The organism is Pinisolibacter aquiterrae, from assembly GCF_019160155.1.
Classification (GTDB): Bacteria; Pseudomonadota; Alphaproteobacteria; order Rhizobiales; family Ancalomicrobiaceae; genus Pinisolibacter; species Pinisolibacter aquiterrae.
This window is the reverse complement of sequence record NZ_JAFNIH010000058.1, coordinates 83640-101210: the sequence shown is the minus strand read 5'-3', so window position 1 is coordinate 101210 and position 17571 is coordinate 83640. Positions and strand designations below refer to the sequence as shown.

Below are 17571 nucleotides of genomic sequence, written 5' to 3'. Positions count from 1 at the left end.
ACCCGCGACGAGTCGCCGGTGCAGCCGGCGCCGAGCGCCGGCCGGCGTCGGCGCCCTCGCCCCGGCACGTCTCACCGCACCACGAGCAGGCGGAACCCGATGTTGTCGAACCGCTCCGAGGGCCGCAGGCACTGGACGTAGGTGCGGTTGTCCTCGGAACCGACGCGGCCGACGACGAGGACGCCCTCGCCGTTGTTGCAGAGCTCGCGGGTCCATTCACGGTAGGGATCGGAGACGCCGTTCGGCAGTTCCGGGATCCGTTCCTGAACCCCCTTGGCGATGGTGGCGATCACCTGATCCAGGGTCGGCAGGATGTAGGTGCGGCCGTCGCGCTCCTTGAGCCAGGCGATGAACCCTTCCGCGTCGAGCTTGGAGACGTCGACGACCGGATCGGAGGGCTGCGCCGGGTTCTCCAGCCGGGCGCGCAGATGCTCGAAGGTCGGCGGATGTCGATCGCGCACATAGGCCTGATAGTCGCCCGCCGTCACCTGTTGCAGCATCACGCAGAACGGGGTGCCGATGGCGACGAAGGCGTTCGATCGCGGCGTCCGGGTGACCCGTTGCGCGTCCTCGGCGACACGGCCGGCGAGGGACATGGTTCCGGCCGGATAGGTCCCGGCGCGGACCAGACGCGAGCCGTGTTGGCCATGGGGATCGGGACAGGCGAGGATCGACTTGTCGTCGATCTCCTTGCGGATGACGTCGATCAGGCGGCGCGCCTCCACATAACCGGCGCGGGCGCCGACCCAGTCGCGGCCGTCATAGGCCTTGGCGCCGGTCTCGAAGGCGGCTTCCAGCGCGGCATAGGCGTTGCTCGCCTCGCCGCCGGCCTTGACGACCGCGTCGCGGCGTTCCGACTGCTCGGCGCGCAGGGCGTCGACCTCCGTCTTGACGGCGCCGAGCGAGGCGACCGCCGTTCCGAGCCGGGTCAGCGCCGTCTCGTAGGCGGCGCGGGTCTCGTCGGCGGCGAGCGCCGCCTGGTCCATCGGCCGCGCCAGCAGGGCCTCGGCCTCCTCGAGACGAGCATCGTCGAGGCCCGACAACGACTTCGACGTCTCCACCAGCCGGACGAGTTCCGCCTTCGCGGCGGCGACCCGCGCGGCGTTGTCGCGGGCCCGGGCGATCGCCGCCGTGAAGGCGCCCGCCGCCGCCTCGTAGGCCTCGGCGGCGGCGGGATGGCGGTTCGCCGCCAGGGCGGCGTCGCCCGCCTCGAGCGACTTCATGGCGCCGTCGAAGGCGGGAACGGCGACGGCGGGTACCGCCTCCGCCGTCTTGCGGGCCTCGCCGGCGGAACGACGCGCGGCTTCCGCGCGGGCGCGGGCGCGCTCGATCTCGGCGCGAACCTCGCCGTAGAGCTTTCCGGCCTCGGCGAGATCGGCGCGCGCGGCGGCGAAGCGGCGCTCCTCGATCGCCGCCGTCGCCGACTTGGCGCGTTCGTCCGCGGTCTTCGCCGAGGCGAGGTCGAGGATCCAGTCGCCGACCCGATCGAGCAGATCCTTGCGGGTCTGCGCCACGGCGGCGGCGGCTTCGCGCACCCGTTCGGCGTCGACGCGGGCGCGCTCGAGCATCGCCGCGACCTTCGGCGTCGCCGCGGTCAGCCGGCCCGTCACCTCGTCGAGGCGGCCGGCCTCGAAGAGCTGTTCGAGCGCGGTCCGCGCCTTGCGCGCCTCGGCGAGTTCGCCGTCGTCGGCGGGGAGACCACGACCGGCCTCCTCGACCCGCCCGGCGAAGGCGGCGAGCCGCGTCCGCGTCGCCTCGCGCAGATCGGCCAGGGCCTTGGCGGCGGCCTGATAGCGGCCGATCAGATCGCGATGCTCGGCGGTCCGGGCCGAGAGGGGACGTCCGTCCTGCCCATCCTGTCCGGCGAGACCGTCGGCGATCCGTTCCAGTTTCGCGATCTCAATCCGGATCGGGTTCTCCGCCGCCAGGGCCTGCGCCGCCGGCCCCAGCGTCTTGCGCGCGTCGGCCAGTTCGGCGGCGGCGGCGGCGAGATCGCGACGGCTGCCGGGCAGGCGCGTCGCGATCGCCTCGATCGCCCGGCGCTCCTCGTCGAGCGCCGCCTCGGCGGCATCGAGACGGCCCTCGTGCAGCGCCGCGGCGACCGCTTCGCCGGCCTTGGTGACGGTGGCGAAGTCGGGCTCCTTCTCGGCGCCGCCACGGCGCAGTTCGCCGACCCGCGCGGAGAGATCGGCAACGGCGCCGTTCACCCGGGCCGCGAGCGCGGCGAGGCCCTCGGCGATCGAGCGATAGTCGGCGGCGGCGGCGGTCAGAGCGGTCTGGGCGTCACTCCAGCGCCGTTCGTCGAAGGCCGCCTCGGCCGCCTTCGCCCGCTCCTCGACCCGGCGCAGACGCCGCGCGAGCGCATGATCGGGCGCGAGCCGGTCGATCGCGGCGCCGTCGAGCGCGGCGCGCGCCGTCTCGAACTCCTTGCGCGCCGCCGTCGCCGCCTGCATCGCCTCGCCGCCGGTGCCGGCGATCTCCTGCAGACGCGCCAGGGCCTGTTCGGCGAGGGCGATAGCGCGATCGTAGCGCTTCTCGGTCGCGGCCTTTTCGGCGAGCGCGCGCATCTGCGCCGCCTCGTGCAGGCTCGGCGCCCCTCGGGGCACCCGCGCGGCGGCGGCGACCTCGGCTTCCTCACAGGCGGTGGCGAGCGCGCCGTAGCGCCGGATCTGCGCTTCGATCTCCTCGGCCTTGGCGACGGCGAGGCGCTTCAGCTCCTCGAGCGGCGCACCGGCGAGATCGAGCGAACCCGCCTCGATCAACTGGCCGATCCGGGCCGTCCGCCGGCGGAAGTCGTCGACCCAGGGCGCATCGGCGACCGAGGCCTCCTCGACGAGGCGGACGCGTTCGGCGACGTCGCGCCGTTCGCTCGCAACCCCCTCGGCCAAGCCGCGGAGCCGCGTCGACAGGGCCTCGAGCCGGGTGGCGGCCTCGCCGTGACGGCCAGCCGCGTCGGTCCAACGCATCTCGCCCCGGTCGGTCTCGGCGCGCGCGATCACGGCGGCGACGTCGGTGAACTCGCGCCGCGGCTCGCCATCCCGATCGAGGGCCTCGATGCCGGCGCCGATCAGCGCGGCGCGGGCGGTCTCGACCCGCCGGCGCGCCGCGTCCGCCGCCGTCTTTTCCGCGAGCGCGGCGGCCGTCGCCTTGCGCAGACCCGGCAGGACCTCGGAGCCGCGCGCGACGACCGCGTCGATGCGTCCCTCGCCGAGGGCCTTGTGGACGTCTTCCAACAGGGTGGCGGCGGCGACCGTCGCCTCGGCGTTCGCCGGCAACAGGCGCGTGATTTCGGCGGCGAGGTCGCCGGCCTCCTTCTCGACGGCGCTCGCCTCGCGCCGGACCTCGCCGAACCGGGTCGCGGCGAGGTCGACCGCCGCCTTGGAGGCGGCGATCTCGGCGCCGGCGCGGCCGACGTCGACGAAGCTCGCCTTCATCTCCGCGTCGGCCTCGGCGAAGGCCCGTCCGGCGGCGGTGAAGGCGACGCGCGCCGGGTTCCCGTCGTTCAGCCGCTCGATCCCGTCCTCGGCGAGGCCGCGCGACAGACGGACCACCTCCTTCTGCCGCTCGCGAAGCTCGGCGATGCGCGCGGGATCGGGCGACGAGGTCCAGAAGAAGGCGACGAGCCCGACCGTCGCAAGGACGGAGGCGCCACCGGCGATCAGGAGCTTTCGATCGAAGCCCGTCCCCTTCTTTCCGTCCTCGACGATCACCTTGCCCGGCCCCACGACGACCTGTCCCGGGAACGGTCCGTCCTTCACGCGCTCGTCACGCTTCGCGACCGCCGCCTCGAGCGCGGCGACGGCATCGTGGGCATTGCGCGGACGCGACGTCTCGTCGAATTCGAGGCAGCCGCGAAGAAACGCGACGATCTCCGGCGAGACGCGGGTGTCGGCCTTGCCCGGGTCGATGAAGTTCTTGTGATCGTTGTGGGCGATGCTCCAGCGATTGGCGCGCGTCGCCTCCGGCTCGTCGAGGATCGACCCGAACTGCCGCGCATAGAGGGCGCGGCCGAGGATCATCCGGTAGAAGACCATGCCGACGACATAGACGTCGTCGGCCGCCGACCAGAGGCTCTTCTTGTTGGACGAGGGGGCGTTGAACTGCGGATCGAAGCCGAGGTTCACCGGCGCGGCCGGATCGTGGATCTTGTAGAGGCCGCCGAGCCGCAGGAGATCGCCGGTGCCGCTCGGCGAGACGCGGACCTGATCGAGGTCGAGCGAGCCATAGACGAGGCCGGCCTCGTGGATCGGCTCGAGCGCCTTGAACAGGCGCCGGATCAATGCGATCGCCGTGTCCTCGGAGAGATCCTCGGTCTCGAGGAGGCGCGAGAGCGGTTCGCCGTCGCGGGTCTCGACGATGTAGAGCGTGTCGTCGACACCGTCGGGCGGCACGATCTCGATCGTCTGGTGGAGGCCGCTGTCCTTGTTGAGGTTCGCCTTGCGGATGTTCTCGAGGATCCGCTCGACGAGACCGGGTTGGCGGCGGAGCTTCGGCTTGCCTTCGTAGACGAGATAGCGCCCGCTGCCGGTCCCCACGACTTCGTGGATGTGGAAGTTGTCGTCGGAGCGAACGACCGCATCCTCGGGAAACCGCACGCGGAGATCACGCCGGAGATGGGGCGGCGGCGCGCCGATCGGGTTCGGCGCCGGGGCGTCTTCGCTGATGGGATGGTCGGCGCTCATGGCGGATCTCCGGAAACGACGGCTATGGGGTTCGGGCGGCGAGGCGGGCGGCCGCCAATCGATGAACGGGGCAGCGCATGTCGGGGACGAGCGCCCGCACGGTCTGGAACGACCGGCCGGCCTCGGCCTTGTCGCCCCGCTTCTCGGCGCGCATCCCCGCGAGCAGATGACGGCGCAGGGTCGCCTGGAGCCCGGCGACCTCGGCGGGATCGCGCGGGGTGGCGCGCGCCAGTTTCCAATAGGCGCTGACGAAGTCGCCGTCGGCCGGCACCGGGCCGGGAGCCGGCGCGGCGGCGCGATCGAGGCAGGCGGGGAGTTCGGCCAAGGCGGCGGCGATCGTGGTGGGATCGGCGACCGTGAAGTCGATCTGGGCCGGCTCCCTGAAGATCAGAACGGCCGACATGACGGCGACCGAGAGCGCGCTCAGCACGCCGACGACCACGACGATGCCGAGATCGCTGCGCGTCTCGCCGGCCGGCGTCTCGGGGCGCAGACGCGATCGCCGCCGTTCCACCGCCTCGACCTCGGGGTCGACGAAGGTGAGCGCGAGCACGCCGTCGAGATCGATCCGATCGCGGCTGGCGAGCGTGCGGTCGCGCACCACCACGGCGTCGCCGACCGTGACGCGGTTGAGGCCGCGCACCACCAGGACCCAATCCGTGTCGCGCCGCTCGAGCACCACGTGTTCGGGCGCGATGCCACGCGCCTGGACGCGCAGATCCGCGTCTTCCGCCGAGCCGAGAAGAAAACGCGAGCCTCGAATCTTCGACTGCCGTGGCTTTCCGGCGACTTCATAGTCGAGGTAAGGAAGACGTTTCGCGAACAGAGACATGGCCCCCTCCCCTCAGTTGAACGTGAACATCTTGCCGAGACTGCCGGAGAGGATCATCATGAAGGCGCCCATGAACATGATCACCATCGGGATGGTCGACTTCGACTTCAGAGATTCCGCGGCGCGCTCGGCGGCCTCGGAACGGCGCGCGCGCTGACCGTTGGCGAGTTCGCGCAACATCTCGGTGCTGCGGGCGCCCATCTCCTCGGCGGCGACGATCGAGAGCGTCGTGGAGCGGACGAGATGCGAGGGGGCACGGTCGGCGAAGTCGCGCAGAGCGCCGGGCAGACCGCCCTTGCCGGCCTCGGCGGTCAGCACGTCGCCCATCGAGCGACCGACCTCGGTGCCGGGCGCGGAGGCGACGTAGAGCGTCAGCGACTGGCGCAGGGTCGCGCCGGCCTCCTTCACCATCACCAGGAAATCGAGAAAATAGGGGAACTCGCGGTCGAGCCGGCGGCGACGCCCCTCGTGTGCCGACCGCACCGAGAGGACGACATAGGCGATCAGGCCGGCCGGATAGAGCACCGTCAGGAACAGAGCCGTGCCGGCCGGCAGCCACAGAAAGGTCAGGGCCGCCAGCGGCACCGAGACGAGCGGCGCCACGATCCCCAGAGCCGCGATCCGGGCGGCGTCGCGCCGGCCGAAGGGCTGCCCGGCCTCGACGAGGAAACGGTCCAGACGCGCGCACGCATCGCCGGCGTGACGACGGATCGTCGGCGCCAGGGCGAGCGTCGCCGCCTCGACCCCCGGCACCTTGAACAGCGCCATCTCCTCGGAAGCACGCAGCGATTTCGTGAGGGCGTCGAGATCGATCGACATCACCGCCCAGCCCGCCGCCACGACGGTCGCCGCCACCAGAAGAACGATCGCGAACACCGTCATATCTCGACCTTCATCATCTGTCTCATGACGTAAAGCCCGGCAAGATATATCCCTATTCCCGCGAAGAACAGCAGAGTTCCGATCGGATTACTGAATATCTCTCCGAAACTCTCTTTTCTCGTGAAGCTTATGATGACGACGATCGCGAGTATTCCGAAATTCACGACGGAGATCGCGCTGCGCACGGCCTTGGTCGCGGATCTGATCTTCTGATCGAGGCGCCAGATCTCCTTGAAGGCGACGGACATGCGCTGCATCGGCTCGACCAGATTGCCGCCGTGATCGATGAACACGTTCAGGACCGAGAGGATCAGGGCGTAGTGCCGGCTGGCGTATTTCGCCCGCGCCGTCTCGATGGCGGCGGCCATGCCGCCCGCCCCCATCGTCGCGTCGGCCGCCAGTTCCATGATCGCCTCGCGGATCGGCGGCTCGAGATCGGGGCTGATGGTCTCCAACGCCTGGAGAAGCGGGGTGCTGCCGCGCACCGCCGACACCAGACGATCGGCGACGGTCGGCAATTGTTCCTCGAACTTCTCGGCCCGGCGCCGTGCCAGGATCGGCGCGAGCAGGCGCGGCGCGGCGGCGACGGCGGCGACGATCGCGACGAAGGACAGCCAGCCGACCGCCGGGAACCAGAAGAAGAGGAGGATCGGCACGAGGATCACCACCGCGATCACCAGCCAGAACGCCGCGAGCGGCGACAGGCCGAGGAAGGCGCCGATGGCGACGAAACGCCGGGAGGCGCGCAGCCGCGCGGCGAGATCGACGTCCTCGCCGGAGGTCGACATCAGCGCGCCGCCCGCCGCGACGAGGAAGAGAGCGAGCAGCACCGCGCTCGTGATCGCCGCCATGCTCATCGGACCGCTCCCGATTCGAAGACGTCGGCGAGGTCGACCAGGGAACCGGCGGCGGGGCCGCTCGGGATGCGTGGGCGGTTGCGCTCGATCTCCTCGACGAAACTCGGCAGATGGCCGGTGAAGACGTAGCGGCTGCGGCCCGGTTCGCGGGACGGGCGAAAGGCGAAGATCGGCTCGATCAGGATCTCCCCGGTGACGGGATGGATGTCGACCACCTCGACGATCTCGGTGATGCGCTTGTCGCCCTCGACCTTGTTCAACTGCACGATCAGATCGACCGCATCGACGATCTGGCGGCGGATCGCCGAGACCGGCAGGTTCGGCTCGCCCTGCAGCACCATCACCTCGAGGCGCGACAGCATCTCGGCCGGACCGTTGGCGTGGGCGGTGGTCATCGATCCGGCGTGGCCGGTGTTCAGCGCCTGCAGCATGTCGACGGCCTCGCCGCCGCGACACTCGCCGACGATGATGCGGTCGGGGCGCATGCGCAGGGCGTTCTTGACCAGACGGCGGATGTCGACCTCGTTGGCGCCCTCGGCGTTGGCCGGCCGCGACTGGAGCGTGACGACGTGGCGGTTGCGCAGCGACAGTTCGGCGGTGTCCTCGATGGTGATCACGCGCTGGCCCTCGGGGATGAAGGCGGAGAGGGCGTTGAGGAGCGTGGTCTTGCCCGAGCCGGTGCCGCCGGAGACGACGACGGAGCGGCGGGAGACGACGGCGGCCTGGAGGAACCAGGCCATGCCCCGGGTGAGCTTACCCTCCTCGACGAGGCGATCGAGCGTCCAGCGCATGTCCTTGCGATGGCGGCGGATGGTGACGTTGGGGCCGTTCACCGCCAGGGGCGGGATGATGGCGTTGACGCGCGAGCCGTCGCGCAGGCGAAAGTCGACGATCGCCTCGGATTCGGAGATGTTGCGCTTGGCATCGTTGACGACGCGCGTCAGCAGCGTCCTCAGGCGCTCCTCGGAGCTGAACGAATAGCCGTATTGCTCGAGCTTGCCGAAACGCTCGATGAAGATGCGGTCGTGGCCGACGATCATCACCTCGGTGACGATGTCGAGTTCCATGAGATCGGTGACGGGGCCGAATTCGTAGATGAAGTTCCAGACGTTCGCCGCGATGAAGCCGCCCGCCACCGCCTTGCGGTCGCCGAGCGGAATGTTCGGATAGAGCGTCTCGAACGCGATCTCGAAGCCGCGATCGACCCGGTCGGTGTCGCTTTCCACCGAATCGAGATCGAGCCGCAGATCCATGACGGTCGCCAGTTCGCGGGCGCGCTGGTCGAGCTGAGCGTGGCGGGGCGGACCGGAATGGACCCGGACCTGGCCCGGATCGGTCGAGACCGTGGCGATGAGCCGGTAGAGGGCGAGGCGCATCGCCGTCGCCACCGCCGACTTGACGGCGTCCGGCCCGGCGCGATCGAGCCCGGCGCGCACCTTCTGATCGAGAAGCCGGAGGACTCGGGCGCGCTGCTCGGGCGAATTCCGGTCCTCGTGCTTGCCGTGCCCCTCGTTCTGGAGCTCCTTCACCACCGCGTCGTGGATCTCGTCCTGGAGGCCGCGCCAATGGACGTAACTGTCGGCGCGGGCCACGCGCTGCTCGAGGCCGGTGTCGACACGCAGCTGGATGGTCGCGTCGGGAACGGTGATGGCGGCGTTGCCGAGGATCTCGGGCCGGTCGGCGCCCTCGAGATCGTCGATCTTGCGGGTGCCGAGAAAGGTGCTGGTCGTCCCCAGGGCCTCGATGAACCACTGGGTCGGCAGCGCGCCGGGGATCAGACGGAACTGGATCGGCGAGATGTTGCGGCCGCGCAGCGGCACCCGCCCCTTCTCGCCGTCGAAGGTCGCGAAGGCGGAACCGACGTCGTAGACGCGGTGCTCTAATTGGAACGCCTCGGCCGGCAGGCCCGAGGCGTAGGTGATCATGAGCGAAGCGACCTGCATGGCTCGTTCCTCCGCGCCGATCGGTTCGGCGACCCCGCGTTCACCGCCCCTTCGGGCCTTCGACCGGCAATTCGCCGTTGATGCCGTGATCGTCGGGCCGGCGCAGCGCCAGGGTGATCGGCGCGGTCACCCGGCGCAGCGCGGCGACGAGGCGATTGGCGTCGGCGGGCGAGACCTCGACGGTGATGGTGGTGTAGCCACCGGCGGAGGAGAGGCGCTGGTACTCGGCCCCGGAACGGGCGTTGCCGACCGCCAGGACCTTGACGTTCTCCTGGATGGTGCGGGTGATCAGGCTCGGTTCCGCCTCGCGCGCCGGCCCGAGGAAGGTGCCGATCAGATCGACCGTGCTGCCCGGGCGGACGAAATAGCCGACGGTCGTCTGGGCGGTGACCGGCAGGGTGATCGCGCGGGCGCCGGGGGTGAGCCGCGCGGCGAGGTCGCCGGCCTGATCGGGCGCGAAATACTGGAAGAGGAGCAGCGATCCGGCCGGGACGTCCTGGACCGCGCGCTGGCCGATCAGGGCCTTGCGATAGGTCTCGGGGCGGCCGGGGACGGCGAAGTCGGCGAGCGGACCGGCGAAGGTCTCCGGCAGTTCGACCACCTCGAGCATCTTTTCGGTGATCACGGTGCGGTCGCGCTCGAGCGCCTGATCGCCGCGCAGCTTCACGAAGGCCGCCGAGGTCTGGGCCGCCTCGAACTGCCGCATCCAGACGAGGGTCGAGGCGGCGGTGGCCACCGCCAGACCCACGACCAGTGCCCATTTCCAAGCCGTCTTCATCATCTGCCCCGCGTTGGAAGCTTCGGAAAGAGGTGCACGATCTCGAACGCGCCGCCGGCGGCGGCGACGATCTCGATCCACGCGTCGAAGTCGCCGGTCTCCACGCTCACCGCGACGGTGCCGTCGGGATGGGCGGCCGCGTTCGCGGGCCGGCCGGCGAGCGCCAGGGCCTGGAGCCGGCGGTCGACGATCGCGGCCGGGTCGAGGTCGCTGCGCCGGACCGCCAGGACCGCGCCGCTTTCGGGTTCGGTGTAGCTGAACTGCTCGATCTGGCCGTCGAGCAGCGCCAGACCCGGCTCGCGGATCGCCGGATCGCCGGGCCGGGCGAAATTGACGTCGACCCAGGTCGCCAGGAGGTCGGTGCCCGCGCCGGTGGCATGGGTGAGATAGACCCGGGCCGCCGCGGTCGGGGCGATCGTCGCGAGGTCGGCTCGCACCGCGAAGTCCGGCCGCTCGAGCGCCTCGGGCGCGCCGATGACGCCGAGGATCCGCCACCCTTCGCGATCGAGGCGGAACACCGACGGTCGCAGCGCCGACCCCTCGGAGAAGGCGGCCGGGCCGCGCGCGGCGTTCCAGGCGTCGACCTTGGCGCGGAGATCGCGCTCGAGCCGGTCGAGGACGCGGTCGCCGGGTCCGTCGACACGGCGAACCTCGACGCGGCCGGGGCGGCCGGCGGGCGCGGTCTCGGGGCGCGTCGGCCGGGACGCGGCCGCCCGAACCGGGCCGGACGCGACCATCGGCGCCGCCACCGCGCCGCCGGCGACGCCGGTGACGCCGCCGGGGGGAAACAGCACCGGCTCCAGCCGGATCGCCCCGGCGATCACGGCCACGGACAGGACGAGGCGCGGCAGCGTCGACATCACCGGCGGCTCCTCGGAAAGACGTTCGGGAAGAGGTCCATGAAGGCGCCGTGGGCGGAGAGCCGGTCGTGGAGAACCGGGTCGTAACCGCGCGCGATGGCCTCGTCGGCGACGGTGTAGGTGCGCCCCTCCATCGTCGTGGAACGATCGGTCATGGTGTAGGGCGCGAAGCCGAGCGCGGCGTGGAAGCGGACCGTCACCGAGCGGGTGGCGGTCACCTCGTCGGGGGCGCGGGCGCGCGCGACCGTGCCGGTCAGCGACTGCCCGCCGGCCGCGTCCATCGCCCGCCACTCCTCGGCCGCGCCGCTCCAGGGCCGGCGGTCGCAGGTGGGCGGGGCCCATTCGGTCTTGCGCGCCACCGCCTGCTGATCGACCTGCGGCGCGACGCAGAGGCCGTGGCGCGCCTCCATCCAGGCGGCGGTGCGGGTGGTGGCGACGAGCTGGAGCTTCGCCGCGCCGATCATCCCGAAATCCCAGGTCAGGATCGCCATCAACAGAAACAAGGGCGCCGACAGGGCGAACTCGACCGAGGTGACGATCCCGCGCCGATCGCGGTGGAGGCGGTCAATGGGTGTTGACACGGGCCCACTCTCCTTCGTCCGCCGCTTCGAGGATGCGCCGCAGGGGGGTGAAGCGATCGTCGCGGTCGCGCTCTCGCAGCGCGTCGACGATCGCGGCGGTCCGGTCCATCAGGCGCGCCGGCACCAGTTTCGCCTTCCAACGGGCGGTGTAGAGATCGAAGGAGACGGGGTTGTAGACCCGCGCCTGCGCATAGGCGAAGGAGGGGTCGCCGCGGTCGCGGAACGCCTCCGGCGCCATGCGCGGCCGGCGATCGCGCGCCGCCAGGGCCAGCACGTCGAGCTCTTCGGGGTGATCGAGCCCGAGCGCGCCGAGGTCCGGCGACAGGGCCGAGGCGGGCGACCGGCCCTTCAGCCAATAGGTCTCGGGCACGGTGAAGACGAAGGCCGGCAGCGCCGAGGCGAGGCCGCCGAAGCCGCACAGGATGCTCCAGTTGCGATCCATCCGCCGGGTGAAGTCGTTGGTCCTCGCGCTCTGGCTCTCGCGATAGCGCGGCGGCGTGCGGAAGCCGATCCACCAGTTCCAGCCTTCCAGCGTGCTCCGGCCGAAGAACCCCAGGAGATCGCCGATCCCGCTCACCGAATTCACGTGGTCGCGCAGATGCGGCTTCGGGTCGCCGCCGCCGGTATAGGGGCCGCGACCACGCGGGAAGCCGTGGGTCTCGTAATCGGTGCGATGGCGACCGTCGGACCCGCGCTCCATCCCCGTGCACAGCTCGAGATGGGCCGTCACCGTCTCGACACCACCGCGCCTCACCGGCAGATCGCCGCCCTCGCGACCGTCGCCACGGCACTCGCCGCCGCCGTCGCGCGCGCAGGGCGGATAGACGAAGATCGCCTCGGCGCCGTCGGCGCGGGCGACGGCGGCGGCGAGGTCGCCGGCGCGCTTCGGATGGGTGGCGACGAGATGCCGGTTCATGCGGTTGAAGGCGGCGAGGAGCTTCTGCGAGTCGGCGAAGCCGGCGGCCGGCCGATAGACGAGGGCGATGCGCGCGCCCCAGGCCTGAGCGACGATCACTTCGGCGCGGACGATTTCGTGGAGGCCGATGCAGAAGACTACCCACGGGTGCCATCCCCGGCATTTCCGGCTCTCGGAGCGGGAGATGTCGGCATGGGCCAGGAGCGCGCGGATCTCGACGTCGGCGAGGGTCTCGATCAGGGTGAAGGACACCGCGCCGATCGCCGTCAGCTGCGCCGAGGCGAGGTTGTTCATGGCCATGACGTTGAGGTCGCGGGCGGTCTCCTCGGCATGGGCGAGGATCGCCGCGTCGACCGCGTTCTGCGCCCGCGCCTTGTCGTAGACGACCTGTCCGGTGTTCAGCACCGTTCCGGCCGCCCAGGCGAAGAACAGCAGGACGAAGCCGATCAGCGGCGTGAGCGCCGCGGTCTCGTCGCGATCGAGCCGCCGGAGGAAGCGGGCGAAGAGCGTCACAGCAACGACACCTCCGCGGTCGACTCCCGATAGTAGTAGCCGTCGGCGCGGCGGACCCCGAGGGCACGCCCGACCCCGTAGACGACGTAGTGGCGGAAGGTGACCCGGGCGCGCACCGGCGGTTCGGCCCCCGGCGTCATCGCCAACCAGGCGAATTGTGGCACGAAGCCGACGTCGACCCGGACGTTGTCGGCGTCGAAGGCGTAGCGGGCCTGATCGCGCAGGGCGGCGAGGCGCGCGGCGTTGCCGGTGTTGCGGGCGATGGCGGAGAGCGCCGCCTCCGGCACCTCGCAGGCCCCCAGACAGGGAATGCCCCAGGGCGGCGACGCGCTCACCAGCGCCAGCCGCGCCGCCGCCTCGGCGCGGCCGCGATCGTCGGTGCAATCGCCCTCGCCACGGGCGCGCATCATCGAGAGGGCGAGCGATTCCGGCATCGGCGGGCACAGATGGACCCGGGCGCTGCGCGCGGCGGCATAGGCGGCGTAGTGGACGATCACCGTCTCGCGCATCAGCCACGCCGTCTGCAGGATGCCCAGCACGAAGAGGATGATCGGCAGGATCACCAGGGCGAAGTCCGAGGCGACGACGACCCCGCGACGGTCGGCGTGGAGCGCGCCCGGGGACGCCTCGCCGACGGGCCCGCAGGCGCGCCGCCACATGTAGAGGACGAGCGCCACCGGCGCGACGAAGGCGATCGCGACGAGCGGCGCCATCTGCGGCAGAAAGGTCGGCGACGTCGACAGGGCCCTGGCGAAGTCCGCCTCCGAGGTGATCAGACCGAGGACGACGCCGAGGAGGCTCATGCGAAGATCCCCACCGGAAGGCGCAGACCCGCGGGCGCGAAGGCCCAGACGACGCCGAGCCCGGCGGCGACGCCGAAACGTACGCCCGGTTCCGGCGGTCCCTCGGCCGCCGTCTCGCCGTCGGGGCCGGGCAGCAGGCCCAGGATGCGGCCGAGGCCGGGCAGACCCAGGATGCGGCCGAGGCCGCCGGGGAGAGCGAGGACGAAGCCGAAGAGACGCGTCGAGAGATCGACCGCCCGATCGCGCCAGACGATGCCGAGCACCGCCATCACGGCGCCGACCAGGAGCGCGTGCGCCAGAACCGACAGAGCCGTCGGCAGAGCCACCAGGGCACCGAGCGCCGCCATGATCTTGACGTCGCCGCCGCCGGCGCCACCCCGCAGAAAGGCGATCAGAAACAGGATCGAGGCGGCGACCAGACCGAGCGCCGAGGCGAGGAGACCGCTCGCCCCGCCGCCCCAGGCGCCGAGCAGCAGCCCGAGCGCGATCGCCGGATAGGTGAGGCGATTGGGGATCCGTCCGGTCGTGGCGTCGGAGACGGCGGCCGCGAGACCGACGACGATCGCGGCGCCCTGCGCCAATTCGCTCGCTCCCATGGGACGATTTCTCCTCGGCGGGCCGGCCGCGACCGCGTGACGATGCCCGTTTCCCGCGCCGGCGCGTCCGACGCGGCGGGTCAGTCGCCCGGCCGTAGCTGCTCGGCGTTGCGGTGGAGCATGTCGAGGATGTCTTGCGAGAAATGCCCGAGCGCGATGATCACGGGAATGACGACGAAGGCGAGGAGCAGGATCAGCGAGGGCACCTCCATCCCGCGCTCGTCCCGATGCAGCCTGCGAAGGCACGCCCCGAGGTTCGCCATCGTCGTCATGTCGCTCCCACCCTCACTCGCGGCGAGCCCCCTCGCCCCTCGACGACCTCGTTCGATCGAGCGGCGTCCCAGAAAGGACGCCACTCGTAAGTGGCTGCGTCAGTTGCCGCTGCTTCCCGGCCACTTGATTTCATTGCCGGTCGTCGCGGTGTTGTTCACTCCGCCGCTGAGACTGGTGAGGATCTGCTTGCTGAAGCCGCCGACGGCGATGATCACCGGAATGAGGACGAAGGCGGCGAGCATGATCATCTCCGGCACGGTGAGACCACGTTGATCGCGCCGAAGTCGATCGGCCGCAGAACGCACTCTTCTGGAAAATAATCTCATTTTCTCCTCCGAATCATTCTGAAATGACGCTCGATTTCCATCGTCACGAGGACTTCGACTGCGATACCACGTGCCGTTTTCGCTTCTCGACGGAAACACGTCGATGCAATTTTTGATTGTAATTTTCATCCGACCCTCGGACACTCTCTCACGCTAGCATGCCGTTATTTGTACAACAAGCGTCGGTTGCGCTCGAAAAAGACGTGTTCATCGAAATGGCGTCTTTTGCGAGAATATCAAATTTCATCATGTTGTTCAATGTGTTGATTCTTATCTTGGCGCTCGATTCGCCCACCATTCGACGCGTGTCCGCCGAGAATTGCATCTCGAGAGTGTGTCTTTTTCGTCTCACACGCATGTGATCGGGGTGCGTTGCGACCATGACGCGATTAGCGCCTTGATTGTCTTACCGATGCCCGACTATCGTTTCGGCGATCGTTCGACCGGACTGGGGTGGCCGGCATGACACGTATCCGGTATGGATTTTCAGTAGTTCTCTTCACTCTCACCACGTCGGCGAAGTTCTTTTTCCCACGTCCCGGGGGCTGGGCGGTGCTGCCCGTCGTCGCCGGCCTGTCGCTGACGGGCGTGGCGATGAGCGGCGCGCAGGCCCTGCCCGAAGCGCCGAGCGACGAGATCGGCCGCCTCATCGCGCAACAGCGCCGCAGCATCGACACCTCGACGATCCCGCTTCCGCGCGCCCCCGGGACGACGCGGCCGCATCCCGACGCCCCCGCGTCCGAGGCGGCGACGGGCGCACCCGGTCCTCGCGCGCGGGCCGGCAAGACGGGTTCACATGCGCCGATGAAGGCGGCGGAAGACACCGGCGGGCCGCCGCCGGCCGCGCCGCCGTCCCGGTCGCCCAAGACGAGCGCGCAGACGCCGATCGACTTCGGCCGGTGCGAGGCCGATCCGATCCCGGCCCCGAAGGGGGCGGTGCCGGGCGGCTTCTTCGTGCCGGTCAAGCCGGGGACGAGCCTCGGCGTCGGCATCCTCGCCCATGTCGGGCAGACCGAGACCACGCGCATCGTCAAATACCCGAAGAACGGGGTGTTGACCGATGCGGCGGTGATCGCCTGGGCCTACGAACCGCTGCTCTTCGTCGGCGACGACACCTTCGCCCTGATCACCGCGACGGGGGAGAACGGCGAGCCGGTGCTGCGTCCCCGCTGCGGCGCGCTCGATCTCGAGCGATCGGCGATCCAGAACCGGCTGACGGTCGACACAGAGCTGCAACCGAAGATGCAGGTGACGATCACGCAAGGGAAGAACTTCGTCTGGCAGACGCCCGAACGGGCCGGGGGGACGCCGGCGGCGCGCATGCGCCTGAAGGATCTCGTGGTGGCGCGGCGGCGGCCGGTCGAGGCCTGGGCGCTCGACGACGACCCCAAGAAGACCCGCCTGCCGAAGACCCTCGGCGAGCTGGTGCGGCCGCTCGACACGAACGCGGACGGCAAGGAGCCGCCGATCGCGGCGGCTTGGCTGTGCCGGCTCGATCCCGACACGAAATGCGCCGGCGAATCCGTGGTGGTTCAGCTGGAGACGGTGCGGATCCGCATGGCGGCGACGCTCGAGGTTCCCCCCGTCGCCGTGGAGGCGCCGCCGCCGAGCCGGCCGCCCGTGATCGAGGAGGTTCCCCTGCCGCCGAGCCGGGAGGCCCCGGTCGAGCCACCCGCGAAGGACGTCGCCGCGCCGCCGGCTCCTGCTCCCGCGCCGACGGCACCGGCCACCAAGGCCGACGCGGCCGATCACGGCGACCTCGGCGAACGGGACGGCGAGCGCGCGCCGCATCCCGCCGGTGACGAGGCGCTCGGCGCGGAGGCCGCGCGCGGCCCGGAGCGGGCGCCGGTGCTGCCGCCGGTTCCGGTCGAGGTGAAGATCGACGCGCCGGTGCCCGCCGGCACGCGGGTGCGGATCTTCGAGACGCCGGCCGCCTGCGAGGCGGCGTCGACGGCCAAGGGCGGTTTCGGCGAGAGCCGGGCCGTGGCGCAGCAGATCGTCATGGCGCCGACGGCGGCGGCGGTGCTGCTGTGGAACGACCGGCCGATCTCCGAGTGCACCACGCCCCGGCCCTTCTTCCGCGCCGGCGAGGGAACGTCGGCGCAACACCTGGACATCACCTTTCATCCCATGGTGGTCGTCGGCAAGCGGCGGATCCTCCTCTTCTCGCTGTCGCGAGACTTCGACGAGCGCAACCTGTCGATGCCGATCCGCAACGTCCTGCGCGAATGGGTGGGCCGGCTCGCGACGAGCCGCGCGCGACTGCCGATCACCATCGGCGCCATCGACGGCGACCGCAAGCTGCGCTCGGTGTTCCGCGCCGAGGACATCCTCCTGATGGAACGGATGAGCGAGAAGGATCGCGATCTCGCCATTCGCAACACGCTGCGCGCGGAGTTGACCTTCAGTTATCGCTCGATGCAGGCGGTCCCGGACACGCTGCAGATCTACGACGAATACAAGGATGCCGACATCGACACCCTCGTCTACGTGATCAGCGGCGCCAACGACCAGATCGTCCCGCGCTTCACCGGGCCGATCTACACGTGGCTGGCCCGTCAGAAGATCGCCCTGACGATCGTCGCCCTGAGCGGCTGCGCCGGCTGGACCGAGGAATTCGGCGCCTATCCCAACTTCTCCTGCCGGCAGGTGGGCAGTTCCGACCCCGACGCCCGGTTCCTGCGGGAGATTCTCGAGACATTGACCCGCAGGTGACGTCGTCCCCCACT

Annotated in this window: 14 protein-coding genes; 1 reads left to right on the top strand and 13 read right to left on the bottom strand. The window is 70.7% G+C overall.

Translation table 11 applies throughout. The features are described 5' to 3' along the window. Positions 1 to 71: 71 nt before the first annotated feature. The 13 genes from J3S89_RS21350 to J3S89_RS21290 form a co-directional block, all read right to left on the bottom strand. Complete coding sequence (locus J3S89_RS21350) at positions 72 to 4682, bottom strand: protein kinase domain-containing protein (RefSeq protein WP_217931316.1); 4611 nt, start codon at positions 4680 to 4682, stop codon at positions 72 to 74. 22 nt (positions 4683 to 4704) lie between these two features. Continuing rightward, positions 4705 to 5514 carry an FHA domain-containing protein gene (locus J3S89_RS21345; RefSeq protein WP_217931309.1) on the bottom strand — a complete coding sequence of 270 codons (810 nt, stop codon included), beginning with the start codon at positions 5512 to 5514 and terminating at the stop codon, positions 4705 to 4707. 12 nt (positions 5515 to 5526) lie between these two features. Beyond that, positions 5527 to 6390: a type II secretion system F family protein gene (locus tag J3S89_RS23440; protein ID WP_217931308.1), complete on the bottom strand. Its 864-nt coding sequence runs from the start codon at positions 6388 to 6390 to the stop codon at positions 5527 to 5529. A gap of 2 nt (positions 6391 to 6392) precedes the next feature. Then, entirely contained in the window at positions 6393 to 7247 is an 855-nt protein-coding gene (locus tag J3S89_RS21335) for a type II secretion system F family protein (protein ID WP_217931307.1), read from the bottom strand. 2 nt (positions 7248 to 7249) lie between these two features. Continuing rightward, entirely contained in the window at positions 7250 to 9196 is a 1947-nt protein-coding gene (locus J3S89_RS21330; protein ID WP_217931305.1) for a TadA family conjugal transfer-associated ATPase, read from the bottom strand. A gap of 40 nt (positions 9197 to 9236) precedes the next feature. Continuing rightward, a complete protein-coding gene (gene cpaB / locus J3S89_RS21325; protein WP_217931303.1) occupies positions 9237 to 9977 on the bottom strand; it encodes a Flp pilus assembly protein CpaB in 741 nt (246 codons plus the stop codon). Beyond that, complete coding sequence (locus J3S89_RS21320) at positions 9974 to 10834, bottom strand: hypothetical protein (protein WP_217931301.1); 861 nt, start codon at positions 10832 to 10834, stop codon at positions 9974 to 9976. The genes cpaB and J3S89_RS21320 overlap by 4 nt, the downstream gene beginning before the upstream one ends. Beyond that, complete coding sequence (locus tag J3S89_RS21315) at positions 10834 to 11415, bottom strand: TadE/TadG family type IV pilus assembly protein (protein WP_217931300.1); 582 nt, start codon at positions 11413 to 11415, stop codon at positions 10834 to 10836. The genes J3S89_RS21320 and J3S89_RS21315 overlap by 1 nt, the downstream gene beginning before the upstream one ends. Then, a complete protein-coding gene (locus J3S89_RS21310; protein ID WP_217931298.1) occupies positions 11399 to 12844 on the bottom strand; it encodes a Tad domain-containing protein in 1446 nt (481 codons plus the stop codon). Before J3S89_RS21310 ends, J3S89_RS21315 begins: the two co-directional genes overlap by 17 nt. After that, entirely contained in the window at positions 12841 to 13647 is an 807-nt protein-coding gene (locus J3S89_RS21305; protein ID WP_217931296.1) for a TadE/TadG family type IV pilus assembly protein, read from the bottom strand. The genes J3S89_RS21310 and J3S89_RS21305 overlap by 4 nt, the downstream gene beginning before the upstream one ends. Beyond that, the gene (locus J3S89_RS21300; protein WP_217931294.1) at positions 13644 to 14243 is read right to left on the bottom strand and encodes a prepilin peptidase; all 600 of its coding nucleotides are present in this window, start codon (positions 14241 to 14243) and stop codon (positions 13644 to 13646) included. Before J3S89_RS21300 ends, J3S89_RS21305 begins: the two co-directional genes overlap by 4 nt. Positions 14244 to 14323: 80 nt before the next feature. Continuing rightward, a complete protein-coding gene (locus J3S89_RS21295; protein ID WP_217931292.1) occupies positions 14324 to 14515 on the bottom strand; it encodes a hypothetical protein in 192 nt (63 codons plus the stop codon). A 99-nt stretch (positions 14516 to 14614) separates the two neighbouring features. Beyond that, positions 14615 to 14758, bottom strand: coding sequence for a hypothetical protein (locus J3S89_RS21290; RefSeq protein ID WP_217931290.1), 144 nt, complete (start codon positions 14756 to 14758; stop codon positions 14615 to 14617). Between the two features lie 546 nt (positions 14759 to 15304). Here J3S89_RS21290 and J3S89_RS21285 point away from each other — a divergent pair. Further along, entirely contained in the window at positions 15305 to 17557 is a 2253-nt protein-coding gene (locus J3S89_RS21285; protein WP_217931288.1) for a hypothetical protein, read from the top strand. Positions 17558 to 17571: the final 14 nt, after the last annotated feature.